This window comes from Streptosporangium sp. NPDC048047, from assembly GCF_040653115.1.
GTDB lineage: Bacteria > Actinomycetota > Actinomycetes > Streptosporangiales > Streptosporangiaceae > Streptosporangium.
In genome coordinates, this window is record NZ_JBEZNH010000007.1 from 120711 (window position 1) to 144611 (window position 23901).

Sequence of the window (23901 nt, forward strand, 5' to 3'; positions counted from 1 at the left end):
CGAACCGTGACGGAACACACCTACGGCAACACCCCGGTCACGGCCCCAGAACCGGTCCGTGAGCCGGATCCGCCCTCGGCCCGGGAACCGGCCCCCGGACAGGAACCCGGAACCGACCGGCCCGCCCCCGGAGCCGGCCGGCCCGCCCCCGGAGCCGGCGGGTCCGCGTCCAGGATCGACGGGCCCGCGCGCGGCCCCCTCGCCCGGACGGCGGTGGCGTTCGCGCGACGCTGGCCCACCTGGCTGGCGATCGCCGTGGCGGCCGTCTCCGTCTCCGACATGGGGGACGGAGGCGAGTTCTCGGTGGTCCTGCCCCTGCTGGCGGCGGGGTACCTGACCGTCGCCGTCATCGGCCGCCCCGGCCTCACCTGGGGGGTGGTCATCGCCTTCACGGCCGTGGTGGTGCTGCTGGGGGTGATCGGCGTCGACCCCCGGCCGGTTCTGATCGCCGCCGCTTTCCTGGCCGCCGTGGCCGGCCTGGTGAACGGACGGTTGCGCGGCACGGGACTGCGCGCCGCGCAGCTGCCCGTGGCGCTCGGCTGCGTCGCGATCGCGCTGGGCGCCGCGTACCTCTCCCCGGATCTCGGACTGTTCCTGATGGCGGCCGGCCTGATCGGTCACGCCGTCGGGGACGCGTTCCTCTGGCGGGACGGGCGGGTGGTGGCGCGGTCGCTCGCCGAGTGGTGCGTCGTCTTCGACGTCATCGTCGGGGTGGCCGGACTGTGGGCCGCCCTGCGGTGAGGCCCGCGGCGGACCCCGGTGCGCGACGCGGGCGGGACGCCTTCCGGAGCAGCGGATGGGCCGGCTCCCGGGGGCTGGCCGTACCGTCATGGTCGATGGGAGTCGCCCGGCGGACGGGCCGGGGCGGCGCGGGTGAGGCGGGCGGCCGCGGCGCGGACGCGGTCGGCCAGCTCGGGCGGGTCCAGCACCTCGAAATCGACGCCGATGAGGATCAGGTGGGCGACCATGGCGTCCAAGGAGTCCGATCCGGTGGTCAGCAGGCACGTGCCGTCGGCGAGGTCCTCCAGGACGCCGACCGTCGGCGGCACGCGCCCGGCGACGGCGTCCGCCGGGGCGGCGAGCCGTACCCGGGCGGTGAAGGCGTAGGGGCCGGTGGACACGGAGGCGGCGACGAACGCGGCGGCGTCGGGAGGGTTCCGCGGGACGAAACGGGCGCCCGTCGGCCGTGGCGCCTCCATCCGGTCGACCCGGAAGGTCCGCCAGTCGTCGCGCAACAGGTCCAGGGCGACGAGATACCAGCGCTGCCCGGTGTGAACGAGCCGGTACGGCTCCACCGTACGGTCGCCGAAAACGCCGGCGGCGTCGCGGTAGGCGAACCGCAGCCGCTCCCGGTCGCGGCAGGCGCCGGCGAGGGTCGACAGCGCCGCGGAGTCCACCGCCGCGGCCCTGCCCGGCAGGTTCACGGTCGCGGCGTGCAGCGCGGTCAGACGGCGTCGCAGCCGCGCCGGGAGCAGCTGCTCCAGCTTGGCCAGCGCCCGCACCGAGGTCTCCTCCAGTCCGGTGACGGCTCCGCCGGCCGCCAGGCGCAGCCCGATCGCCACCGCGACGGCCTCCTCGTCGTCGAGCAGCAGCGGCGGAAGTGTGGCCCCGGCCTCCAGCCGGTATCCGCCCGCCACCCCCGGGGTGGCGCTGACCGGGTAGCCGAGCAGGCGCAGCCGTTCCACGTCGCGCCGGACGGTGCGGCGGGTGACGCCCAGCCGCGCGGCGAGCTCGGCGCCCGGCCAGTCCCGGCGCGACCACAGCAGGGACAGCAGCTTCAGCAGCCTGGCGGAGGTGTCGAGCGCCGGTGTGTGGGACATGGGCCGAGATTGCCAGAGATCGAGGACCGATACGGTCCTCGATCGTTTCTATCGTCCTGTCATGACCCATTCCGGTACGACCACTCATCCCGACACGACCCCGGACTGGAACGACCTGCTCCTCGACCAGCTCGAATGGCACTGGCGTCACCACCTCCGGCCCCGCCTCGACGGTCTGACCGACGATGAGTACCTCTGGGAGCCGGTCGCCGGCTGCTGGAGCGTACGGCCCCGCGCGGCCGGCGCCGCGTCCGGCACCGGCGCCGCGTCCGGCGTCATCGGGGACGGGGACTTCGCGATCGACTTCGTGCTTCCCGAGCCGAGTCCGCCGCCGGTGACGACGATCGCCTGGCGCCTCGCCCACGTCATCGTGGGCGTCCTGGGGGCGCGTACCGCCGCGCACTTCGGGGGACCCGCCGCCGAGTACGCGACCTTCCCCTACGCCGGTACGGCGGACGAGGCCCTGGGACAGCTCGACGAGGCGTACGCCGCCTGGGCGGACGGCGTGCGGGCGCTCGGCGCCGAGGGCCTGGCCCGACCCTGCGGCCCGGCCGAGGGGCCGTTCGCCGACTACCCCATGGCCGCGCTGGTGCTGCACATCAACCGCGAGGTCATCCACCACGGCGCGGAGGCGTTGCTGCTGCGCGACCTCTACCGCCACCGCGACACCCCGGGGACTCCGGCACCCTCCTGACCCCGAAGAACCGACGACCTCGGAGCGACGACCGGGCGGGGCGATGGATGGCGGAGCGGTGGCGGGTGCGCGGCCCGTTCGGGGCGCGCACCCGCTCGGCCGCGACGGGGCGGGGATCAGGCGGGGAAGTCCTTGGGGCTGATGTGCCTCGCGCGGGCGTTGCCGCCCCTGACCGGGTTGAGGGTCAGGGTCCAGCTCGTCGCGCTGGTGGAGGTCGTGGTGAACTTCAGCCGGCTGTCGAAGCGCTGGTAGGAGGCGCCCCGGGTGAACCTGCCCTTGGAGACGCTGAACCGGTAGCCGGTCGTGAAGTAGACCCGGTAGGTGCCGTCCTCGACCACGCTGGTCTTCGCGGTGGACCTGGCGCGGACGTAGAGGCTGATCGCCTTGGTCTTACCACGGACGAGGGTGACGACCCCGTCCCGCGCGGTGCCGTTCTTGATCTTCAGGACGCCCCGGCCGTCGCTGAGGCGGGCGTAGAGGAGCTTGCCGTTGGACGGCCGGGCCGTCGCGCCGGTCGGAGCGGACACGGTGACGGCGGACGCGGCGGGGGCCGCGGAGACCGGCGCGGTGGTCGCCGTGGCTGCGGCGGCGGCGGAGCCGGCCAGCAGGACGGAGGCGAGAACCGCTCCCGCCAGGGGACGAGGTCGAATCATTGCGACAATATGGCAAATCTTCTTTATCCGGTCAATGGAATTGTGGTCAATAGAAGATTTCGGCAAACCGTCGGGCTCGTGTCCCTTATTGCGATGAGCCGCTTTCCGTGCGGGGAATCCTCGACGGAAAGGGCATTCTTCCTGGGGGATCACGGGCACGGCCGGCGGTCCGGCGGGCTCCGCCGGACCGCGGGCCGGCGCCGTCCCGCCCCGCTGCCCGGCGGCGGGACGCCGATAATCGAAGCATGATCCCCGTACGGCGGGCCCGCTGATGGCGGCCGAATCCTCACAGACCCTGGAGCGCGGTCTCCGGCTGCTCCGCCTGCTGGCCGACGGCCGGCGCGGCCGTACCCCCACCGAGCTCGCGGCCGAGCTGGAGCTGAGCCGTCCGGTGGTCTACCGCCTGCTCACCACGCTCCAGAACGAGGGTTTCGTCCGCCGGGGCGGTGACGGCCGGGTGCACCTGGGGTTCGGGGTGCTCATGCTGGCGCGGGCCGTACAGCCGCTGCTCCGCGAGGGCGCCCTGCCGACGCTGCGCGGACTCGCCGAGGAGGTGGGCGCGACGGCACACCTGACCGTGGCCGAGGGGGACGACGGCCTGGCGGTGGCGGTGGTGGAGCCGACCTGGACCGACATGCACGTCGCCTACCGCGAGGGGTCCCGGCATCCGCTCGGCCGGGGCGCGGCCGGGCATGCCATCCTCGCCCTGCGGCAGGGCCGTACCGGCTATGTCGTCACCGAGGGTCAGCTCCAGGAGGGCGCCCGCGGCGTGGCGGCGCCCGTCACCGGTCTGCCCTGGTTGGAGGCGTCCGTCGGGGTCGTCGCCTTCACCCCGCTCGACCCCGCGGTGGTCGGCCCCCGGGTCGCCGCCGCGGCTGCCGAGCTGGGCCGCGCCCTCGCCTGACGGGAGTGACGGAGCGGGCCGGTGGGACGCAGGGAACCTGAGGACTTCCTGACAAAGCCTGTTGAGACAAGGATGATCCGGATAGAGTGCCAAACGATCGTTTTGACCGGCTTTACCCGGGAGCTTAAAGAATGCGACTCACTCTGCGGCGAACCCTGGCCGTCGGCGCCGTGCTCACGGTCATCGGAGCGGTGACCCCCGCGGTCGCCGCCTACTCCCAGGACGATCCCCGGAGCTGCAACGATCTGATGAGCGCCGACGCCCCGGCGTACGTGGTGTGCCACTGGCTGGCCAAGCCGGACGAGGCCCTCGACGTCGCGAGGTTCTGGATGAACAACGACAACGCCAACCTCAAGGACGCCACCCCGCTGCAGGGCAAGTTCATCGACTGCTCGGCCCCCGGCAACTACTGCGCGGAGCTCCAGGGCGACGGCGCGGTCGGCGACGACGGCTCCCCCCTCCCCGAGGACGCCGAGGACGGCGGGGCCCCCGAGTGCGAGAGCGGCCAGCAGTGCTCGACCGACGGGCACGGGATCGGCGGTGACGGCAGCGTGACCGGCCCCGACGACGGCAGCTTCACCGGCCCCGGGGGCACCGGCGCGAAGACGACGGCCACTCCGATGACCACCCAGGGCGCCCAGAGCACCCAGCCCGCCGTACAGGCTCCCAACGCCCAGGAGGTGACCGCGGCCGCGCAGACCCCCACCGGTCAGGCGGTGACCGCCGCCCGGGGCGGCGGGCTGCGCGTCTGGCTCGACACCGAGCTGGCCGACGACTGGAAGGCGGGTCCGGCGAACTTCGCCGCGGCCGTCAAGCGCATCGCGGCGCTGGCCGCGCGGCCCGAGGTGACCGGGATCCGCTTCACCTCGCAGCTGGGCTACAACAAGACGTTCGCGACGGACGCCGAGGTCAGCGCCTTCGTCACCGGCGCGTCGGCCGCGCTGCGCCAGGCGGCCCCGGGCAAGCGGCTGGGCGTTCACACGGTCGTCCCCGAGCTCGCCTGCGGCGCCGACGCCGCCTGCAAGACCGAGATGACCAAGCGGTACCCGCTGCTCGCCCCCGAGAAGGTCGAGGGCTACGTGAACGCGGCGCGGATCGACCAGATCTCCCTGGACACCGGCCTGCTGTACGGCGGCTACCAGACCTGGAAGATCGACGCCGCGCAGGCGCACCGCAACCAGTGGATCCAGGTCCGCGCCCGCGCCTGGGACGTCCTGACCCAGGTGGCCGCGGAGGAGACCGGCCTCGTCGGCCAGGTCGCTCCCGAGCAGGTCGCGACGCGGGTGTCCGCGCCGGTCAAGGACGGCGCCGCCCAGCAGGTGAACCTCTGGACCCGCATCCGGACCGCCCAGGGCGCGGTGAACCGGCTGACCGCCTGGGACGAGCTGAAGAAGCTCGGCCCGATCCAGCGCCGCATCGCGGCCGTCTACGACCCGGCCACGCCGGAGACCGACGCGGCCGGGGACCTGAAGAAGCTCTCCGAGGTCGTCAGCCAGGTGTATCTCACCACCGCCTGACGACCACCCGGTCACCGTCCGGGCGCCGCTCCGGTGGACCCGGACGGCGAACCCGGATGGCGGGCCGGCGGTCGATCCACGACCGATCAGAGAATGATCCGCGACGCCTCGCCGGTTCTCCGGCGGGGCGTCCGTCATGCGGGGCCCAAACCCCTCCTTGCCGTCATGTTCCCGCACAAGCGAGACTCGTCCGGCCGCCTCCGTCCATCGCCCCCACCGGGGGCGAATAGGCGAGCCTGCCGAGCAACACAGGCAATCTCCCCCCTTGCGCCCGGGTCGGGCACGGGTCATTCCTGCGGCCGGGCCAAAAAAGCGTCAACCTTCCGCCGGGCCGATCGGCGCGATCGGCCCGTGGAGGTCGGAACGGGGTCGACCGGCCGTCATCGGAGCATTCGGCGGGCCGCCGGGGCTACCCGCGTCCGGTCCAGGAGATCTCCCTGATCGTTCATCATTCGTCCTGGTTCCGTGGTCGTTCGCGGGATTTCCCGGGCACGCCGACGCTCCGGGGGGCGTCGGCGCCCGGATCTACCCTTGGAGTCGTTTGAGTGCTACGGCGGGGCGGCCATTTCACGGCCGGCCGTGCCGAGATACCGGTCGATCCGGGTGAATTCAGGAAGAAGGCGTTCCCAGGTGCGCGCGAATTCGGAGAGAATACTCGTTGTCGGGGCCGGTGTAAGCGGATTGACGACCGCCCTGTGTCTGGCCAGAGAGGGTTTCCTGGTCACCGTCGTCGCGGACAGATTCGCGCCCGACATCGTATCGGTCGTCGCGGGGGCTTTGTGGGAGTGGCCGCCGGCGGTGTGCGGTTACCACCACGACGAGATATCGCTCGCCCGGTCCAAGGACTGGTGCGTCACCTCGTACCGGATGTTCGACGAGATGGCCCGTGCCAAGGTGCCGGGAGTGGCCATGCGAAGGTCCAATTTCTATTTCCGGCACCGTGTCGAGGAGAACCCGCATGATCTGCACAAGATGCGGGAGCTCGCCGGGAAGGTCCGCGGTTTCCTCCGCGACCCGGCGCTCGCCGGGCGCAACGGCGTGAGCCCCGGCTACGGCGTGGTCGACGCCTACTCCCACCTGGCACCCGTGATCGACACCGACCAGTACATGGCGTGGCTGACGCGCGAGGTCGTCGGTCACGGCGTACGGGTGGTGCGGCACCGCGTCGAGGGCCCGCTGGCGGCCCGGCGGGCCGAGCTGTGCGAGCGGTTCGGCGCCGGACTGGTCGTCTGCTGCGCGGGTCTCGGCACCGCCGAGCTGCGCGGCGTCCCCATGTACCCGCTGCGCGGCGCGCTCGTCCGGGTCCGCAACGGGGGCCTGCGCGGTCCCCGGATCGAGGAGGCCCACTGCGTCTCCCACGACGAGCGCCACGACGAGCAGGACATCGTCTTCATCGTTCCGCGTAACCAGGATCTCCTCGTTCTCGGCGGGCTGGCGGAAAAAGACGAGTGGGACACCGGAGTCGATCTGGAGAACCACGCCCCCATCCGTGAGATGTACGAGCGGTGTCTCGCGTTCATGCCCGCGCTGCGCCGCGCCAGGATCGATCCCGACGAGCCGGTTCGGGTCGGACTGCGCCCGTTCCGCGGCGAGAACGTCTGCCTGGAATGGGACGAGGAAGACCAGGTCGTTTACAACTTCGCGCACGGCGGAGCCGGATTCAGCTTTTCCTGGGGATGTGCCCGGGAGGCCGTCGGACTGGTGCGCACGGCCGTGGAGGAGCGGCGGTACTCGCGCTCCTTCTGAGCGTTCTCCCTTAGCGTGGATGGGCGTGGAAAATGCGAAAGACCATCAACTGTCTGCTGACGGTGAATGCGACTCTCCTGCTGACGGCGGTCCTGCCGTTCCGGCTCGCACCCGGCGACGTCGCGACGGCGCGTCCTCCGGTGCCCGGGAGCTCCGCGGGGCCCCCGGGTTCCGCGAGCACCACGGGTTCGCCGGTCGCCCCGGGCGCCCTGGCGGCCCCGCCGGGACGACCGGTGAATCCGGGGCGACCGGCCTCCGGCCGCGGGCGCGCCGCCGTGAGGCTCCCGGTCCTGCGGTTCGGCGCGGAGGGGGCGATCGTCCTCGCGGTCCAGCGGAGGCTGGGCCGGCTGGGGTTCGCCGCGGGTCCGCCCGGTCCCACGTACGGCCCCGCCATGCGCGCGGCCGTGTGGGCCTTCCAGAAGGCGAACGGGCTGTCCCCGGTCGACGAGGTGGACGGCCCCACCTGGCACGCGCTCGCCCACCCCGCACGGATCAGGCCGCTGGTGCCGTCCGGCGGTCCCACGCGGGTGGAGATCGACCTGCGCCGCCAGTTGCTGACCGTATGGCGGAACGGCAGGCCCGAGCTGGTCACCCACATCTCCACCGGCAATGGCGAGCACTACTGCGAGAAGGGCCACTGCGGGGTGGCGGTCACGCCGACCGGCGACTTCCGCGCCTGGCTGCGGACGCCCGGGTGGACCAGCGGGCCGCTGGGCGACCAGTTCTACACGGTCTACTTCAACGGCCAGATCGGCTTCCACGGTTCCGAGAAGGTGCCCCGGCACCCGGCGTCGCACGGATGCATCCGCGTTCCGCTCCACAACGCCAGGCCGATCTACGACATGATCCGGCCCGGGGACCCCGTCTACGTCCGCAGGCCCGAGCCCGCGCGTGAACGGCCGAAAAGCCGGCGCACCTGAAAACGGCGGATGGAAATGTCCGAGAAAGAGATGAAACGGGCGTGCCGCCGCCGACGGACGGTGATTCCGGCAGGTGTCACGGCCCGGAGGGCCGGGAATGGACCTGACCTGCGTCCGGTCCGTGGCTGGCCCGTCGTGGCCTGCAAGGGGGATCCGCGGGCCGGGCGCTCATCCGCGCCCGGCACGGCCGGTGGAGAGCGGGGCGGGACGGGGCGTCCGCCCGCCCTACCGGAGGTATCCGGCGAACTCCTCGAGCGAGATGCGTCCGTCGCCGTCCTGGTCGAGTTTGGCGATGGCGGCACGGGCCGCCTCGGGGGTGACCGGCTGGCCGAGCACCTCCATGAGGCGGGTGAACTCCTCAACCGAGATCAGGCCGTCGCCGTCGACGTCGATGATCTTAAAAGTCGTCGCGTAGTCGTCCGTCATGGGCGCGTCCGCCTTTCGGTAGCGGGGGATCGGGCGTCAAGCACATTAGCGGGCGGCCGCGGCTCTGGGGAGAGCGCGGTCCCCGGTCCACTCCCCGGAGGATCCGCCGGAAAACCCCCTGGAAGCCTCTGGGGGAAGCCTCCGGGGGGACTTCCCCCGGAGAGCCTCGGGAGAGTCCCTCGGGGGCCCCGCCGAGAGGCCGTCCCGCCGGGGGCGCCGGTGCTCCCCCTGCTTCTCCGGTTACCTTTCACTTTGGAATGATGTACGGCTTTCCGCCTTTTTAGCTGCTTCATCGATGTTGTCGGCATCGGGCGTGATAAGGCATTTGGCGGTGCTGTTGGGACGTTAAGGACATCTGCTTTTATTCGACGTTTTGTGGGGGTGATGGGTAAAGAAACGCGCTCTCCTTGTCAGGTGCGTCAAACGATTCCGGGGGGCACTGTTTCCTGATTCCCCGCCATGGTTCAAAAGTGCCCGCACCGGGTTTTTTGCGAGCGTGGGAAGAGTAGAGAAGACGTCGTGGCTACCCTTATGAAAAGCGTCCTGGCGAGCGGTGCACTCGCCGGGGCCGTCCTCACTCAGGCGTCCGCTCCGGCGTTCGCCGACACCACAGCACCCAAGCAGGTGCCGAAGCAGGTGCAGAGCAGTAAGGCGGATCCTGACCCCTTCTGCGGCGACAGCCCGCTCATGGTGACCTTCCACACGTTCTGTATTCCGTCGGGGGGAACGGCGGTGCCTCTTCCCGCCCCCACCCCGCCGACGGTCGCTCCCACTCCGCCCGTGGCGGCAGGCAACTACATCCTGCTGTGCAGGTGGCTTCGCCTTCCCGAATCGCTCTGTGCCGTTCCCCCCGGTCCTCCCGGACCCCAGGGCCCGGCCGGTCCGCAGGGTCCGCCCGGACCGGTGGGTCCGCAGGGCCCGGTCGGTGCGCAGGGTGACACCGGTCTGCAGGGTCCGGCGGGCCCGCAGGGTCCGGCCGGCCCGGTCGGCCCGGCGGGTGCGGTCGGTCCGCAGGGCGGCGTCGGTCCGCAGGGCCCGGCCGGTCCGCAGGGTCCGGAAGGCCCGCAGGGTGCGCAGGGCGAGCCCGGGCCCGAGGGCCTGCCCGGACTGCCGGGCCCGGCTGGTCCCGCTGGCCCGGCTGGTCCCGCTGGCCCGGCTGGTCCCGCTGGCCCGGCTGGTCCCGCCGGTCCGGAGGGCCCGATGGGTCCGATGGGCATGACGGGTCCGCAGGGTGAGCCCGGTCTGCCCGGTGCGCCCGGTGCGCCGGGTGAGCCCGGTCCGGCGGGTCCGCAGGGTCCGGAGGGCCCGGCCGGTCCGGCGGGTCCGCAGGGGCTGCCCGGTGACGTCGGCCCGGCGGGTCCGCAGGGTCCGGCGGGTGACACCGGTCCGGCCGGTCCGCAGGGTGAGCCCGGTCTGCCCGGTCTGCCCGGTGCGCCCGGTGCGCCGGGTGAGCCCGGTCCGGCCGGTCCGCAGGGTCCGGAAGGCCCGATGGGTCCGATGGGCATGACGGGTCCGCAGGGTGAGCCCGGTCTGCCCGGTGCGCCGGGTGAGCCCGGTCCGGCGGGTCCGCAGGGTCTGCCCGGTGACGTCGGCCCGGCGGGTCCGCAGGGTCCGGCGGGTGACACCGGTCCGGCCGGTCCGCAGGGTGAGCCCGGTCTGCCCGGTCTGCCCGGTGCGCCCGGTGCGCCGGGTGAGCCCGGTCCGGCCGGTCCGCAGGGTCCGGAGGGCCCGATGGGTCCGATGGGCATGACGGGTCCGCAGGGTGAGCCCGGCCTGCCCGGCCCGCAGGGTGAGCCCGGTCTCGCCGGCCCGCAGGGTCCGGAAGGCCCGCAGGGGCTGCCGGGTCTGCCCGGTGAGCCCGGTCCCGCCGGTCCGCAGGGACCGATCGGCCCCCAGGGCGACATCGGCCCGATCGGTCCGCAGGGTCCGGTCGGTCCGCAGGGTGACATCGGCCCGATCGGTCCGGAAGGTCCCCAGGGTCCGCCCGGACCCGAGGGCCCGCAGGGCCCGCCCGGGCCCGCCGGAACGCCCGGTGTGTCCGGTCCGCAGGGACCTGGGGGGCGCGTGACCGTGGTCTACCCGCCCAAGCAGGTCGTCTACCCGAGGCCGCTGGTGTACACGCAGCCGGTGGTCTACACCCGTCCCGTCGTAGGGGTCGTCCGTGCCTACCCGATCGGCGCGGTCTGCACCACCACGATCGTCCCGCTGTGCTGATCCCGCCGTCCTGAGCGGGATCGTCCCGGTCCGCCGGTCGTGAGAGACGCCGGAGGGCCCCGCGAAGGGCCCTCCGGCCGACGGGTCGCACATGTGACCGGCGCGTCGGCGGAGCGGGCGGGTACCGGACGAACGAGAAGGCGCGGGCTTCACGGCCCGCGCCTTTCTCGTGCGGGCCCGGGTCCCGCGCCTTTCCCGTGCGGGCCCGGGTCCCGCGGCTTTCCCGTGCGGGGCCGGGTCCCGCGGCTTTCCCGTGCGGGCCCGGGTCCCGCGGCTTTCCCGTGCGGGGCCGTACCCCGTGGTCAGGACCGTCCACGCGGGCCGTACCCCATGGTCCGTGTCCTCCGCGCGGGGCGGCCGTACCCCGTGGCCGGCGCTCTCCGGGCGGGACCGTGCTCCGCGGTCCCGCGCTTCCCTCATGAAAGGGCCAAGCGAGGGTAGTGCGGATGTATGCGAATGACCTACACAGCCGACCTCTGGTGGAAGAACGCCGTCGTCTACTGCCTTGACGTCGAGACCTACAAGGACGGCAACGGTGACGGCATCGGCGATTTCCGGGGGCTCGCCCAGGAGGTCGACCATCTCTCCCGGCTCGGGGTGACCTGCATCTGGCTGATGCCGTTCTACCCGACCGAGGACCGCGACGACGGCTACGACATCACCGACTTCTACTCGGTGGACCCACGGCTCGGCACCCTGGGCGACTTCGTGGAGTTCATGCGCACGGCCAGGGACCGGGGGATCCGGGTGATCGCCGACCTGGTGGTCAACCACACCTCCGACCAGCACCCCTGGTTCAAGGAGGCCCGCTCCAGCCGCGACTCGGCCAAGCGGGACTGGTACATCTGGCGTGACGAGCCCGCGGAGTTCGATCCGAAGGCGATCGTCTTCCCTGACAAGGAGGACAGCCTCTGGGAGCTCGACAAGAAGACCGGGCAGTACTACTACCACAGCTTCTACCGCTTCCAGCCCGACCTGAACACCGCCAACCCCGAGGTGCGCGACGAGATCGCCCGCATCCTCGGCTTCTGGATGGAGCTGGGGCTGTCCGGGTTCCGGGTGGACGCGGTGCCGTTCCTGATCGAGGACATCTCCGGCGACCCGCACGAGTTCCTCGCCGACCTGCGGGCGTTCATGAACCGCCGCGACGGCACCTCGATCCTGCTCGGCGAGGTGAACCTGCCCTACCCCGACCTGATGAAGTACTTCGGCGACGGCAACGGCGACGAGGTCACCATGTGCTTCGACTTCATCGCCATGCAGCGGTTCCACCTGTCGATGGCCCGCCAGGACCCCCGGGCGCTGGCGGCCGCCCTGCGCGAGCGGCCCAAGGAACCGGACGACTCCCAGTGGGCCATGTTCGTCCGCAACCACGACGAGCTGACCCTGGACAAGCTCACCGAGGCCGAGAAACAGGAGGTCTTCGACGCGTTCGGCCCCACGAAGGACATGCAGGTGTACGACCGGGGGCTCCGCCGCCGCCTGCCGCCGATGCTCGACGGGGACCCGCGCCGGCTCAAGCTGGCCTACAGCGTGCTGTTCTCCCTGCCGGGCACTCCGGTGCTCTTCTACGGCGAGGAGATCGGTCTCGGCGAGAACCTCAAGGGCGAGGGCCGGATGGCCGTCCGGGTTCCGATGCAGTGGTCTCCCTCCGGCGGCTTCTCGCCCGACCCGAAGGTCTCGGTCCCCTCGCCCACCGGGAAGTTCGGCCCGCGGAACGTCAATGTGAGCGACCAGCGCCGCGACCCCGACTCGCTGCTCAGGTGGATCATGTTGCTGATCGAGCGCTACCGGGAGTGCCCCGAGCTGGCCTGGGGCGACTACGAGGTGCTGGACACCGGGGACGACGCCGCCGTGCTGGCCCACCGGGCCGACGCCGAGGGCGGAGCCGTGATCGCGGTGCACAACTTCGCGGGCCGCGAGGCGAACGTGGAGCTCGTCCTGGAGGGTCTCGACCACTGCGACACGCTCGTCGACCTGCTGGTGGACGGCACGCATGACCTCCCCAAGAGCGGCAAGCTCACGTTCACGCTGGAGCCGTACGGCACGCGCTGGCTCCGCGCCACTCCGCGCGACGCGGCGCCGGAGGACAGCTCGGCCAAGAACCGGTGACCCCGGCCCGGACGCCCGCCTGGGATCACCGGGCGTCCGGGTCGCGGCCTTCCGAGGGCCAGGCGAGCATGGCGAGGTCGGCGACGCGCTCCAGCTCCTCGCGGCCGGCGCCGTCGCGGGCCTGGGTGGACATGCCCTGGAGGACACCGGCGTAGAAGGTCGTCAGCGCGACGACGTCGGTGTCCGCCGGGAGCCGGCCCGCCGCGACGTCCCCGGCGATTCGCTCGGCGATCGCCGCCTTGCCCGCCTCCCTGAGGCGGCGCATGTACCCCTCCACCTCCGCCGACCCCGGGCCGCAGTTGACCGCCGCGCTGATCACCAGGCAGCCGGGCGGGTGGGACGGGTCGGTGTACTCCGCGGCGGCGGTGCGGAGGAACCGGGCGATCGCGGCCCGGCCGGTCGCCTCCTCGCGCAGCGCCCGTGACGTGAAGGCGCCGTGGGTGCGCTGGTAGCGCTCGACCACCTCGTCGAACAGCCGCCGCTTGTCGCCGAAGGCGGCGTACAGGCTGGGCGGGCGGATGCCCATGGCCGCGGTGAGCGAGGCGATCGAGGTCGCCTCGTAGCCGTGCCGCCAGAACTCCAGCAGCGCGCTCTCCAGCGCCGCGTCCCGGTCGAACTCGCGTTGCCTCCCCATGCCCCAAGTGTAGCGACCGTTAAAGAATCGTGTTACGGTTCTTTCTGTAGCGAGCGCTACAGAAAAGAGGAGGGCGACATGAGGACAGCTCTGGTGACGGGTGCGAGCCGGGGGATCGGCCGGGCGATCGCGCTGCGGCTGGGACGGGACGGCGTGCGGGTGGCCGTCCACTACGCCAGGGACGAGGCGGCGGCGAAGGGGACGGTCGCGGACATCACCGGGGCCGGGGGCCGGGCCTTCGCCGTACGGGCCGAGCTGGGCGTGCCCGGCGACGTGGACACGCTCTTCGCCGCGCTGGAACCGGAGATCGACGGACTGGACATCCTGGTCAACAACGCCGGGATCAACGCCTCGGTCCCGATCGAGGAGCTCACGCCCGAGCTGTACGACAGGGTCTACGCGGTGAACGTCAAGGCGCCGCTCTTCATCATCCAGCGGGCGCTCCCGCTCATGCGGGACGGCGGGCGCATCGTCAACATCACCTCGGGGGTGGTCAGGATCGCCTTCCCCGGGACCATCGCCTACTCCGGGACCAAGGCGGCGATCGAGGTGATGGGCCAGGCCCTCGCCAAGCAGCTCGGGCCGCGCGGGATCACGGTGAACTCGGTCGCCCCCGGGTTCGTCGACACCGACATCAACGCCGACTGGCTGCGCGGCGACCCCGAGGCCGAGGCGTTCGCGGCGAGCCACGCCGCCCTGGGCCGGGTCGGCACGCCCGAGGACGTCGCCGACGTGGTGGCCTTCGTCGCCTCCGACGACGCCCGCTGGGTCACCGGCTCCACCCTCGACGCCACCGGTGGCTCCGGTCTCTGACCGGAGCCGGCTCCATCGGCGGCGTCAGGGGTGGCGCTGCTGGTGACGGGGGTCGCGCTTGGTCTTGAGCTTGTCGAGCTGCTGGATGAGGTCGTCGCGGACCTCGTTCAGCGCCGAGGTCATGTCCTCCTCGCCCGAGGTGGCCACCAGCGGGTCGGTGCCCGCCAGCCGGCACTCGAGGGTGACCTTCTGCTCGGCCCGGTCGCGGTTCTTGACGTTCAGCAGCAGATCCACCGAGCCGAGGGGATGGGAGCGCAGCCGCTTCTCCAGCGGGGTGAACCGTTCCACGATGCCGGGACGCTCGTCGTCGGCGAAACCCGTGCCGAGATAGAGCCGCTCATCGACGATGTTCACCTGCTCCTCGCCCGCGCTCTTCATCGTCATGGATCCTCCTACCAGCTCGGTGTCTTCTCGTCATGTGGTCCGGCGGCCGAGGAGCCGTTCCCGGCGCCGCGCCGTGCGTCGCCGCGGTCCCGGCCCTTCCCGCTTTCCGCATCGGACCCCGTCGTCCCGGCCGGGCCGCACCCGGCCGCCGACGGTTGTGCTGGCCGTACCCGGCCGTCGGCGGACTATGCGGGGCGTCCCCGGGAGGCCGGGCCGGGCCGGTCCGGGTCCGGTACGGCGTCGTCCTGACGGGCGAATATGCTTCGCATGACCGGAACCAGGCATTGAGCAGAACCTAAAAGGAGAAATCAGCCGTGTACAAGGAGTTCGCAGTCGAAGCCGTGGTGTGGCTGATCCCCGTCATCGTGCTGCTCGGCCTGGCATTCATGATCACTGCTTGATCCGGGCGCGGGCACGGGCCCGGTGGGGGCGACGGCCCCCGAACGCCTGCCGGACGCCGGTCACCTCCCGCCGGGGAACACCGGATCGGCGACCGTGGAGGGGGAGGGATCACGAACCTCCAGGTCGCCCGTGCATCGCGGGACGTCTCCGCCGGGAACTCCATCGGGAACGGGGCCCGGCGACACCGGGCGGTGACCTGCGCGTTGCCGAATTGATCTTTTTCAGGGAAAAATCCTGAAATAAGGGAAAGAGCATTGTCACCGCCCTCGGCTCTCCCCTTTAATCGGATCTTGCGAAAGATCTGATCAGGGACCGGGAAGATGATCGACGGGCATCGCACGGCGCAGACCGCGATCCAGACCATCCTCCGGCTCACCAATCTCCTGATGGCGGGCAGGCGCGTGGCCGTCCTCGGGCGGGAGCCGGAACTGGCCGCGTGCCTCCGCGCGATGGGCGCGCAGACCCTCCTCACCGACCCGGCGGCCGCCCTCGACGGCCATCGGGTCCTGCCGGAGGAGGAGGCGGTGGCCGTCGCCGACATGGTGATCGGAGCCGGTGAGCGGCACCTCTCCCTGTTACGCGACGGGACGATCCTGGTCCTCGCCGGCCCGCCTCCCGGCACCGGAGAGGCCGTCGGGAGCGTCTCCGCCGGGGGACGGGCGGACGGGACCGGAACCCGGCAGGCGGACGGGGCCGGAACCCGGCAGGCGGACGGAACCGGAACCCCCGCCGCGGTGGCCGGCCTCCCACCCGGACTCCGGGGGACGCGCGTCCGCGACGGCGTCACCGCCTACCGCCTCGACCCCGCCCGCGAGGTGTTCGTGCTGGACATGGCGTGCTGACCGACATCAGGGACGCCTCCCTGGCGGCACGCGGGGCGGACCGGATCGCCTGGGCCCGGCGGTTCATGCCGGTGCTGGACGCGGTCACCGGGCGGCTCGACCTCACCGGCCGCCGGATCGGCCTGGTGCTCGTGCTGGAGCCCAAGACCGCGAACCTGGCGCTGGCCCTCGCCGGAGCCGGGGCCGAGGTGATCGTGACCTGCGCGGCGGGCGAGACCGACGACGAGGTGGCGGCGGCCCTGGCCGCCGAGGGGATCTCCGTACTCGCGCGTTCCGACGCCTCGCCCGACCAGGACCTCGGCTTCGCCCGGCGCGTGCTCCGCGCCGGACCTGACGCCCTGGCCGACGACGGCTCCCGCGTCGTACGGCTGGCCCACGCCGAGGACCTGGTCGGGAACCTCGCCGGGGCGGCCGAGGAGACCACCAGCGGCCTGCGCCCCCTGCGGGTGATGGCGGCCCGGGGCGAGCTGCGGATACCCGTGCTGGCCGTGAACGACGCCCGCTCGAAGTACCTGTTCGACAACGTCCACGGGACCGGCCAGTCGTGCGTGATGGCCGCGGCGGACCTGACCGGGCTCCGGCTCGCCGGGTCGGTCTGCGCGGTGGCGGGCTACGGCCACGTCGGCCAGGGCGTGGCCCGCTACGCCCGCGCGCTCGGAGCCCGCGTCCTGGTGTCCGAGGTGGACCCGTTCGCCGCGCTCCGCGCCCACCACGACGGCCACGAGGTCCTCCCGCTGACGGAGGCGTGCGCGCAGGCCGATCTGGTGTTCTCCGCGACCGGTGTCGCGCGCACGATCACCGGCGGGCACCTGCGGGCGATGCGGCCCGGCACGGTGGTCGCGGTCGCCGGGGGAGTGCCGGACGAGGTCGAGGTGGCGGAGACGCCGCCGGGCGTGACCGTGCTCGCGGACGGGGAGTGCGTGAACTGCGCCGCTGCGGAGGGGAACCCGATCGAGATCATGGATCTGTCGCTGTCGGTTCAGGCGCTCGCCCTGGAGCACCTGCTGGCGTACGGTCCCGCGCTGGAGCCGGCCGTCCACCCCGTGCCGGAGGAGCTCGACGAACGGATCGCCCGCGCCAAGCTGTGCGCGCTGGGCGTCGCCCTCGACGAGCCGTCCGCGTCCCAGCGGGACTTCCTGGGGAAGGGCCTGTGATCGTCGAGGTCGCGGGCGCCTCGGTCCGCTACCGCTCCACCGGCCAGGAGGTGCTCTCCGAGGTGGACCTCGCCGTGGGCCCGGGAGACCTGACCCTGGTCAGCGGTCCCTCGGGCGGCGGGAAGAGCACGCTGCTGCGGCTGCTCAACGGGCTCATCCCGCACGCCTATCGGGCCGAGGTCACCGGCGACGTCGTGGTCGGCGGACGGCCGGTGGCCGCGCAGAGCGTCAGGGAGCTGTCCACCGTCGTCGGCACGCTGCTGCAGGACCCGCGCAAGCAGATCGTCGGCACCGTCGTCGACGCCGAGCTGGCCTTCGGCCCGGAGAACCTGGGCCTGCCCAGGCCCGAGATCCGCCGCCGCATCGCGGAGGTCACCGAACGGGTGGGCATCCGGCACCTGCTCGGCAGGCCCACCGCCGAGCTGAGCGGCGGCGAGCTGCAGATGGTCGCCTTCGCCGGGGTCCTGGTGATGCGGCCCCGGGTGATCCTGGTGGACGAACCGCTGGCCAACCTCGACACGGAGGCGAGCCTGAGGCTGATGCGGGAGCTGCGCCGGTTCGTCGACGACGGCGGCGCCGCGCTGGTCGTCGAGCACCGGGTCGAGGAGATCCTCCGCTTCGCGCCCAGCCGGGTCCTCTACCTCGCGGAAGGACGGGTCCGGTACTCGGGTGACGTGCCCGGTTTCCTGGCCACCGCGCCCGTGGAGCACGTGAAGCTGCCCTTCGAGACGCTGGTGGCCCGCGCCGCCGAACTGCCCGCCGCGCCGGCCCTCCCGGGCCGGGAGACCGCGGCTTCCGGCCACACGCCCGGCCACACGCCCGGTCATGGGCCCGGCCGCGGGACCACGGCGCCCGGCTCCGCGCCGGGCGGGGAGGCCGCGCGGCTCGGCTACCGGGGCGCGGCCCTCGGATACGGCGCGCGGACCGTGCTCGACGGCGTGGACCTGGCGCTCGGACCGCGTGAGCGGGTCGCGATCCTCGGACGCAACGGGGCGGGCAAGTCCACCCTGCTGCGCGCCGCCGTACGGCTCCTGGAACCGCTGCGCGGCGACGTCACGGTGGACGGCGCGCCGGTCACCGAGCGGTCGACGCTGGAACTGGCGACCACCTTCGGCTACGTGTTCCAGAACCCCGGGCAGGCGCTGTTCTGCGCGACGGTCCGCGACGAGCTGGCGTTCGGCCCGCGCAATCTGGGCCGGTCCGCCGAGGAGATCGAGCGGGTCTCACGGGAGGTGCTGCGCTCCATGCTCCTCGACGACGAGGCCGACGTCATGGAACGCGCGCCGCGCACCCTCTCGTTCGGCCAGCAACGCCGTCTCACCGTCGCCCTGGCCCTGGCCATGCGGCCCCGCACGCTCATCCTCGACGAGCCGACCGCCGGGCAGGACCTGCTCAGCACCACGCGGTTCATGACGCGGGTCCTGGACGCCGCCGAGAGCGTCTACTTCATCACCCACGACGTCGACCTGGCACTGACCTCCGCCGACCGCGTCGTCGTGGTCGACGAGGGCCGGATCGTCGCCGACGCCGCCCCCGCGGCGCTCGCCGGGGACTCCGGACTGTGGTCGCGTGCCGGACTCCGGGAGACGAGTCTGGTCCGGGCCGTCCGCGACCGCGTCCGGGACGGGGAAGCGGTCCCTCACCCGTTCGATCTCGCGCGCCTCACCCCCCACCAGGAAGGAAGCACACACCCATGAGCACCGAGGCACTGCCACCGCGCTCGTCGCAGTGGGCGGTCAACTCCAGAACGGTCGTGTTCGGCGCCGTCGGCGCGGCGCTCTACGCCGTGCTCGGTCTGATCAGCATCGTCATCCCCGGCACCCAGAACGTCGCCGTACGGCCCGCGTTCGCCCTGGTGCCGTTCTTCGGCAAGCGGTTCGGCGTCATCGCGGGCTTCTTCACCGGCTTCGTCGGAAACCTCATCATCGACCTCATCCAGGGCGGCGGCCTCACGTACTGGAACTGGAGCGTGGCCAACGGCCTGGTCGGCGCGGTGGCCGGGCTGATCTTCGCCGCGATCCCGCCGATCGCGAACGAGTTCGTCCGGATCGTGGTCACCGCCCTGGGCGCGCTCGCCGCGACGGCGATCGGCCTGCTGTTCGTGATCACCGACATGTTCCTGATCGCGAACACGAGCTTCGACACGTTCCTCTTCTCCAACTACCTGCCCGCACTGCTGACCAACGGCCTCGCGGTCGTCATCCTGACCCCGGCGCTGGACGCCGCCTGGGAGCCGCTCGCCAAGCGGGCCGGGCGCTAGCCGATGGACGTCACGCCACGGTATCTGGGTGCGGGCTCCTTCCTCGCGCGGCGTGATCCGCGCGTGCTCCTGCTGGTGCCGGTGCTCTATCTCGTGGCGGTGGCGAACATCGCGGACCTGCGGGGCATGCTCCTGTGCGCCGCGGTGGCCCTGGTCTACTACCGCGCCGCGCGCATCCCGTGGCGCGAGGTCAGGGCCAACTGGTTCTTCGTGCTGTTCTTCACCACGATGCTGGTGCTGGTGAACAGCGTCTTCACCCCCGCGGACACCCGGTCCGGGGCGGGGGAGGCGCTGTTCGCCATGCCGATCACCGGGACCGAGGTCCGCGTGGTCACGCTGTCCTACGCGGCCGACCTGCTCGTCCGCTACGGCTCGCTGGCCGCGGTCGGCTTCCCCGTGGCCTTCGCCATCGCCCCCACCGACTTCGGCGTCGCCTTCGCCCGGCTCCGGCTGTCGCAGCGCCTCGCCTACGGCGTGGACCTGACGTTCCGTTTCCTGCCGTCCACCGCCGTCGCGATCCGGGAGACCATCGACGCCCAGCGGGTGCGCGGCTACGACCACAGCCGCAGCCGCAACCCGATCAGGAAGCTCGCCTCGCTGCGGCCGATCGTCGTCCCGGTGACGGTGAACGCCCTCGTCGACGCCGAGGACACCGTCAACGCCATGGACCTGCGCGGTTTCGGCGCCAAGCACCGCACCTGGATGCGCGAGCTCGGCTTCGACCGCGCGGACCGCCTGGTCCTGGCCGCCTTCGCCGCGCTCGCCGCGGTGATGACCGCCGCCAAGGTGTGGGGACCGTTCGGCGAGGTGTGGATTCCGTGATCCACTCCGCGCCGCTGGTCCTCCCGGTCAGCGCCCCCTTCGTCCGCGACGCCGCCCTGGTCGTACGGCACGGCCGCGTCGCCGCGCTCGGCCCGCGCCGGGAGATCCTGGCCGCGTGGCCCGGTGAGGCGGAGACCCGCTGGGAGGGGATGCTCGTCGCCGGGCTGGTCAACGCGCACACCCACCTGCAGTACACGCACATGGCCGAGGTGGGGCGGCGCCCCCACGCCTCCTTCGAGGAATGGTCCACGGCCTTCGACGAGGTCTACCACGCCCTCTCCTCGACATCCTCGACCTCTGCGGATCCTCCCGCCGCCTCTCCCGTCCCGGAGCCCGGGGCCTCCGGCGCGGCCTGCGCCGGACCGGCCGGCTGGGCCGCCGCCGCGCGGGACGGCGCCCGGTGGCTGCTGCGGTCCGGCACCACCTCGGCGGCCGACGTCGTCACCGACCTCGCGGCGGCGCACGCGTTGCGCGAAGCGGGGCTGGGCGGCCTGCCGTACCTGGAGACCCTCGGCGACACCGACGCCGACTGGGCCGCGTCGGGGCGCGAGCGGTTCACCGCCCTGCTCGACGCGGCCGGTCCGCCGCTGGGGGTGTCCCCGCACGCGCCCTACACCCTCGACACCGGGACGCTGCGGGACGTGACCCGGCTCGCCCGCTCCCGGGGCATGCGCCTGCACGTCCACCTCGCAGAGGGAAGGCACGAACGGGAGTACACGGTCTCCGGGACCGGGCCGCTGGCGCGGATGGTGCGGGAGCTGGGGTTCGACTTCGCGATCCTGCGTGAGGGCGGCACCGGGCTCGGGCCGGCCGCCTTCCTGGACGCGCTCGGCATGCTCGGACCGGACTGCCACGTCGCGCACGGCGTCCATCTCGACGCCGCCGACCGGGCGCTGCTCCGCGAGCGCGGCACCGCCGTCGCGCTCTGCCCGCGCTCCAACCGGACGCTCGGCGAGGAGGGGCCCGACGTGGCCGCCCTGCTCACCGAGGGCAACCCGATCGCGGTCGGCACGGACTCGCTGGCGTCCTCCCCCTCACTGGACCTGCTCCACGACGTGGCGGCGCTGCGCGACCTCGCGGTACGGCAGGGCTACCGGGCCGGTGACCTGGACCGGCGGCTCGTCGAGGCCGCGACGCTGGGCGGCGCCCGCGCCCTGGGGATCACCGGGGGGCTCTCCGCGGGCGGCCCGGCCGACTTCGCGGTCTTCGACGTCGCCGCCGGGCGGGAGCCGTACCGGGCGCTGGTGGAGGAGGGGGCGGGCCGCTGCGTCGCCACGATCGTCGGCGGCGCGACGCTCTGGGACGCGGCGCGTTCCGGATCGGCCGGTCACGGGGCGGCTGGTCACGGGCCGGCGGTTCACGGGGCGGCTGGTCACGGGCCGGCTGGTCACGGGTCGGCGGTTCACGGATCGGCTGTTCACGGATCCGCGGGTTCCGGGGCGGTGGGTTCCGGGGCGGTGGGTTCCGGGGCGGCGGACGCCGGGGTCACGGGTTTCCAGACGGCGGGCGCCGGCTGATGTCAATTTCCGATTTTTCTCTGTATCTGCTCATATTCCGGGCGTGGTGACATGGCATCCCAGACCATCCGCTTCAAGCTCTACTCGCTGCTGAGCCTGCCCATCGTGGCGCTCATCGCGCTCTGGACGTTCGTCACCGGCCACGTCGTCGGCGACTTCTTCACCCTGCGCGAAGCCACCACCCTGTACGAACAGATCTCCGAACCCGCCACCGAGCTGGTCATACGCGTGCAGAACGAGCGCAGGTTCTCCGCCATCGTGCTCAGCACCGCCACCCCCCGCCCCGGGACGTTGACCGACGTCCGCCGGCGGACCGACAAGGCCGTCACCGACTTCCGCCTGCGGGCCACCTCCCAGGAGGCCGCCGCGGTCACCACGCCCGAACTGGCCGCGGCGATCGACCGGGTCGTCACCGAGACCGAGAAACTGCGTTCCGTCCGCCGCGACGTCGACGCCGGGGCCTCCGACCGGCTGGAAGCCGTGCAGGCGTTCAGCCGGGTCGTCGACGCGGCCTACCGGCTCCAGGACAAGCTCGTCACCATCTCCGAGGTCGAGCTCTACCGGCAGGCCGTCGGGCTCCAGCGGATCGCGCACGCGCGCGACCTCATCTCCCGGGAGGACGCGCTGGTCTCCGGCGCGATCCGTACGGGAACACTGGCCCATGACGAGTACGAGGCGATCGAGGCGTTCGCCCCGAACCGGCGGCTGCTGCTCGTCGAGGGCACGTCGACCCTGGACGACGAGCTGCGCGCCCCGTTCCAGACGCTGCTCGACTCCGCCGTCCACCGCCGGCTGACCGGCCTGGAGGACGAGATCGTCGACACGTCGCGGCTCCCCAAGGACTCCGGCGCCTGGCCCTCCTCGGTCACCGCGGTCGGCGACGAGCTCGACCGGCTCGTGATCACCCAGTCGGGGGCGCTGAACGAGCGCGCGGACGACGCCGCCGGCGGGATCATCCTGCGGATCGTCCTGGCCGGAGGGCTGGGCCTCGCCGCGATCATCGGAGCCGTGGTGCTGTCCGCGCGCCTGGGCCGCGGCCTCGCCGCGGAGCTGGGCGGCCTGCGCCGGGCCGCCGTCGAGCTGGCCGAGGTCCGGCTGCCGCGGGTCGTCGAACGGTTGCGCGCCGGTGAGTCGGTGGACGTGGAGGCCGACGCCCCGGCCATCTCCACGGGCGGCACCACGGTGGAGATCGTCGACGTCGGCCGGGCGTTCGCCAGCGTCCAGCGGACGGCCGTCGAGTCGGCCGTGGCGGAGGCGAAACTCCGCCACGGCTTCAACCGGGTCTTCCGCAACCTGGCCAGACGCACCCAGTCGCTGGTCCACCGCCAGCTCTCCCAGCTCGACGCCATGCAGCGCAAGGCCACCCGGCCCGAAACGCTGGACGACCTCTACCGGCTGGACCACCTCACCACCCGCATGCGCAGGCAGGCCGAGGGACTGGTCATCCTGTCCGGGGCGACGGTCGGACGCTCCTGGCGCCACCCCGTCTCCTTCGTGGACGTGGTCCGCGGGGCCGTGGCCGAGGTCGAGGAGTACCGGCGGATCGAGGTGCAGCCCATGCCGGACGTCAGGCTGGCCGGGTCCGCCACGGCCGACGTCACCCACCTGCTGGCCGAGTTGCTGGAGAACGCCACCGTGTTCTCCCCGCCGACCACCCGGGTGGACGTCCGGGGCGAGGCGGTCGGCTGGGGTTTCGCGATCGAGATCGAGGACCGCGGGCTCGGCCTCCCCGCGCACGAGATCACCGAGATCAACGAGCGCCTGTCCCACCCGCCCCGGTTCGACACCGTCGACGGCGAGCAGCTCGGCCTGTTCGTGGTCGGCCATCTCGCCGCCCGCCACGGCATCAGGGTCACGCTCAGCCGTTCACCCTTCGGCGGCACCGTCGCGATCGTCCTCATCCCGCAGTCCATGCTCGCCGGCCCCGAAGCCGGCCCCGGAGCCGCAGACTCCGAAGCGGGCCCCGAGGAGGCGGGGTCCCCGACGGCCGTGCCGGCGGAGAACACGCCCGGAACGGCCACGCGGGGAGAGGTCACCGCCGCACCCGTCGCCGAATGACCTCCGCCG

The 23901-nt window shown here is 72.7% G+C and carries 22 protein-coding genes; 17 read left to right on the forward strand and 5 right to left on the reverse strand.

All coding sequences use genetic code 11. From position 1 onward, the window contains the following. Positions 1 to 6: 6 nt before the first annotated feature. Entirely contained in the window at positions 7 to 741 is a 735-nt protein-coding gene (locus AB0D67_RS08675; RefSeq protein ID WP_362931456.1) for a hypothetical protein, read from the forward strand. Between the two features lie 86 nt (positions 742 to 827). Here the strand turns inward: AB0D67_RS08675 and AB0D67_RS08680 are convergent, their stop codons facing one another. Further along, complete coding sequence (locus AB0D67_RS08680) at positions 828 to 1820, reverse strand: YafY family protein (protein ID WP_362931458.1); 993 nt, start codon at positions 1818 to 1820, stop codon at positions 828 to 830. 61 nt (positions 1821 to 1881) lie between these two features. Here AB0D67_RS08680 and AB0D67_RS08685 point away from each other — a divergent pair, with 61 nt between their 5' ends. Beyond that, positions 1882 to 2514, forward strand: coding sequence for a DinB family protein (locus tag AB0D67_RS08685; RefSeq protein ID WP_362931460.1), 633 nt, complete (start codon positions 1882 to 1884; stop codon positions 2512 to 2514). 116 nt (positions 2515 to 2630) lie between these two features. Here the strand turns inward: AB0D67_RS08685 and AB0D67_RS08690 are convergent, their stop codons facing one another. Then, positions 2631 to 3167, reverse strand: a complete 537-nt coding sequence (locus AB0D67_RS08690) for a hypothetical protein (protein WP_362931462.1) — start codon at positions 3165 to 3167, stop codon at positions 2631 to 2633. 271 nt (positions 3168 to 3438) lie between these two features. On the opposite strand from AB0D67_RS08690, the gene AB0D67_RS08695 reads away from it, so the two are divergent. From AB0D67_RS08695 to AB0D67_RS08710, 4 genes are all read left to right on the forward strand, one after another. Next, on the forward strand, positions 3439 to 4071 hold the full coding sequence (locus AB0D67_RS08695) for a helix-turn-helix domain-containing protein (protein WP_362931464.1): 633 nt from the start codon (positions 3439 to 3441) through the stop codon (positions 4069 to 4071). 131 nt (positions 4072 to 4202) lie between these two features. Continuing rightward, a complete protein-coding gene (locus tag AB0D67_RS08700) occupies positions 4203 to 5588 on the forward strand; it encodes a hypothetical protein (RefSeq protein ID WP_362931466.1) in 1386 nt (461 codons plus the stop codon). A gap of 630 nt (positions 5589 to 6218) precedes the next feature. Next, entirely contained in the window at positions 6219 to 7334 is a 1116-nt protein-coding gene (locus AB0D67_RS08705) for an FAD-dependent oxidoreductase (protein WP_362931468.1), read from the forward strand. Between the two features lie 275 nt (positions 7335 to 7609). Next, positions 7610 to 8254, forward strand: coding sequence for a L,D-transpeptidase family protein (locus AB0D67_RS08710; RefSeq protein ID WP_362931470.1), 645 nt, complete (start codon positions 7610 to 7612; stop codon positions 8252 to 8254). A gap of 225 nt (positions 8255 to 8479) precedes the next feature. On the opposite strand, the gene AB0D67_RS08715 is transcribed toward AB0D67_RS08710, so the two are convergent. After that, a complete protein-coding gene (locus AB0D67_RS08715; protein ID WP_362931472.1) occupies positions 8480 to 8680 on the reverse strand; it encodes an EF-hand domain-containing protein in 201 nt (66 codons plus the stop codon). A 925-nt stretch (positions 8681 to 9605) separates the two neighbouring features. Between AB0D67_RS08715 and AB0D67_RS08720 the strand changes: the two genes are divergently transcribed. From AB0D67_RS08720 to AB0D67_RS08730, 3 genes are all read left to right on the forward strand, one after another. Next, positions 9606 to 9899: a hypothetical protein gene (locus AB0D67_RS08720; RefSeq protein WP_362931474.1), complete on the forward strand. Its 294-nt coding sequence runs from the start codon at positions 9606 to 9608 to the stop codon at positions 9897 to 9899. An 845-nt stretch (positions 9900 to 10744) separates the two neighbouring features. Further along, positions 10745 to 10894, forward strand: coding sequence for a hypothetical protein (locus tag AB0D67_RS08725; RefSeq protein WP_362931476.1), 150 nt, complete (start codon positions 10745 to 10747; stop codon positions 10892 to 10894). 456 nt (positions 10895 to 11350) lie between these two features. Beyond that, complete coding sequence (locus tag AB0D67_RS08730; RefSeq protein WP_362931478.1) at positions 11351 to 13006, forward strand: alpha-amylase family protein; 1656 nt, start codon at positions 11351 to 11353, stop codon at positions 13004 to 13006. A gap of 25 nt (positions 13007 to 13031) precedes the next feature. Here the strand turns inward: AB0D67_RS08730 and AB0D67_RS08735 are convergent, their stop codons facing one another. After that, positions 13032 to 13640 (reverse strand): TetR/AcrR family transcriptional regulator, encoded by a 609-nt coding sequence (locus AB0D67_RS08735; RefSeq protein WP_362931480.1) that lies wholly within the window; start codon positions 13638 to 13640, stop codon positions 13032 to 13034. 78 nt (positions 13641 to 13718) lie between these two features. On the opposite strand from AB0D67_RS08735, the gene AB0D67_RS08740 reads away from it, so the two are divergent. Further along, positions 13719 to 14453, forward strand: coding sequence for an SDR family oxidoreductase (locus AB0D67_RS08740; protein WP_362931482.1), 735 nt, complete (start codon positions 13719 to 13721; stop codon positions 14451 to 14453). Between the two features lie 24 nt (positions 14454 to 14477). On the opposite strand, the gene AB0D67_RS08745 is transcribed toward AB0D67_RS08740, so the two are convergent. Continuing rightward, the gene (locus AB0D67_RS08745; RefSeq protein ID WP_362931484.1) at positions 14478 to 14837 is read right to left on the reverse strand and encodes an HPF/RaiA family ribosome-associated protein; all 360 of its coding nucleotides are present in this window, start codon (positions 14835 to 14837) and stop codon (positions 14478 to 14480) included. A 722-nt stretch (positions 14838 to 15559) separates the two neighbouring features. On the opposite strand from AB0D67_RS08745, the gene AB0D67_RS08750 reads away from it, so the two are divergent. The 7 genes from AB0D67_RS08750 to AB0D67_RS08780 are packed head-to-tail and all read left to right on the forward strand — an operon-like array spanning position 15560 to position 23892. After that, a complete protein-coding gene (locus AB0D67_RS08750; protein WP_362931485.1) occupies positions 15560 to 16081 on the forward strand; it encodes a hypothetical protein in 522 nt (173 codons plus the stop codon). Next, entirely contained in the window at positions 16075 to 17235 is a 1161-nt protein-coding gene (locus AB0D67_RS08755; RefSeq protein ID WP_362931487.1) for an adenosylhomocysteinase, read from the forward strand. The genes AB0D67_RS08750 and AB0D67_RS08755 overlap by 7 nt, the downstream gene beginning before the upstream one ends. Continuing rightward, a complete protein-coding gene (locus AB0D67_RS08760; RefSeq protein ID WP_362931489.1) occupies positions 17232 to 18932 on the forward strand; it encodes an ABC transporter ATP-binding protein in 1701 nt (566 codons plus the stop codon). The genes AB0D67_RS08755 and AB0D67_RS08760 overlap by 4 nt, the downstream gene beginning before the upstream one ends. After that, entirely contained in the window at positions 18929 to 19495 is a 567-nt protein-coding gene (locus AB0D67_RS08765) for an ECF transporter S component (protein WP_362931491.1), read from the forward strand. Before AB0D67_RS08760 ends, AB0D67_RS08765 begins: the two co-directional genes overlap by 4 nt. Before the next feature lie 3 nt (positions 19496 to 19498). After that, complete coding sequence (locus AB0D67_RS08770; RefSeq protein WP_362931493.1) at positions 19499 to 20317, forward strand: energy-coupling factor transporter transmembrane component T; 819 nt, start codon at positions 19499 to 19501, stop codon at positions 20315 to 20317. Then, entirely contained in the window at positions 20314 to 21834 is a 1521-nt protein-coding gene (locus tag AB0D67_RS08775; protein WP_362931495.1) for an amidohydrolase family protein, read from the forward strand. The genes AB0D67_RS08770 and AB0D67_RS08775 overlap by 4 nt, the downstream gene beginning before the upstream one ends. Before the next feature lie 51 nt (positions 21835 to 21885). Further along, entirely contained in the window at positions 21886 to 23892 is a 2007-nt protein-coding gene (locus AB0D67_RS08780) for a nitrate- and nitrite sensing domain-containing protein (protein ID WP_362931497.1), read from the forward strand. Positions 23893 to 23901: the final 9 nt, after the last annotated feature.

Excerpts from the sequence above, each read along its gene's own strand:
- AB0D67_RS08735 (WP_362931480.1), bottom strand. The coding sequence starts at position 13,640 with ATGGGGAGGCAACGCGAGTTCGACCGGGACGCGGCGCTGGAGAGCGCG.
- AB0D67_RS08765 (WP_362931491.1), top strand. The coding sequence starts at position 18,929 with ATGAGCACCGAGGCACTGCCACCGCGCTCGTCGCAGTGGGCGGTCAAC.
- AB0D67_RS08750 (WP_362931485.1), top strand. The coding sequence starts at position 15,560 with ATGATCGACGGGCATCGCACGGCGCAGACCGCGATCCAGACCATCCTC.
- AB0D67_RS08690 (WP_362931462.1), bottom strand. The coding sequence starts at position 3,167 with ATGATTCGACCTCGTCCCCTGGCGGGAGCGGTTCTCGCCTCCGTCCTG.
- AB0D67_RS08695 (WP_362931464.1), top strand. The coding sequence starts at position 3,439 with ATGGCGGCCGAATCCTCACAGACCCTGGAGCGCGGTCTCCGGCTGCTC.
- AB0D67_RS08730 (WP_362931478.1), top strand. The coding sequence starts at position 11,351 with ATGACCTACACAGCCGACCTCTGGTGGAAGAACGCCGTCGTCTACTGC.
- AB0D67_RS08680 (WP_362931458.1), bottom strand. The coding sequence starts at position 1,820 with ATGTCCCACACACCGGCGCTCGACACCTCCGCCAGGCTGCTGAAGCTG.
- AB0D67_RS08740 (WP_362931482.1), top strand. The coding sequence starts at position 13,719 with ATGAGGACAGCTCTGGTGACGGGTGCGAGCCGGGGGATCGGCCGGGCG.
- AB0D67_RS08780 (WP_362931497.1), top strand. The coding sequence starts at position 21,886 with ATGGCATCCCAGACCATCCGCTTCAAGCTCTACTCGCTGCTGAGCCTG.
- AB0D67_RS08745 (WP_362931484.1), bottom strand. The coding sequence starts at position 14,837 with ATGACGATGAAGAGCGCGGGCGAGGAGCAGGTGAACATCGTCGATGAG.
- AB0D67_RS08770 (WP_362931493.1), top strand. The coding sequence starts at position 19,499 with ATGGACGTCACGCCACGGTATCTGGGTGCGGGCTCCTTCCTCGCGCGG.
- AB0D67_RS08715 (WP_362931472.1), bottom strand. The coding sequence starts at position 8,680 with ATGACGGACGACTACGCGACGACTTTTAAGATCATCGACGTCGACGGC.
- AB0D67_RS08700 (WP_362931466.1), top strand. The coding sequence starts at position 4,203 with ATGCGACTCACTCTGCGGCGAACCCTGGCCGTCGGCGCCGTGCTCACG.
- AB0D67_RS08685 (WP_362931460.1), top strand. The coding sequence starts at position 1,882 with ATGACCCATTCCGGTACGACCACTCATCCCGACACGACCCCGGACTGG.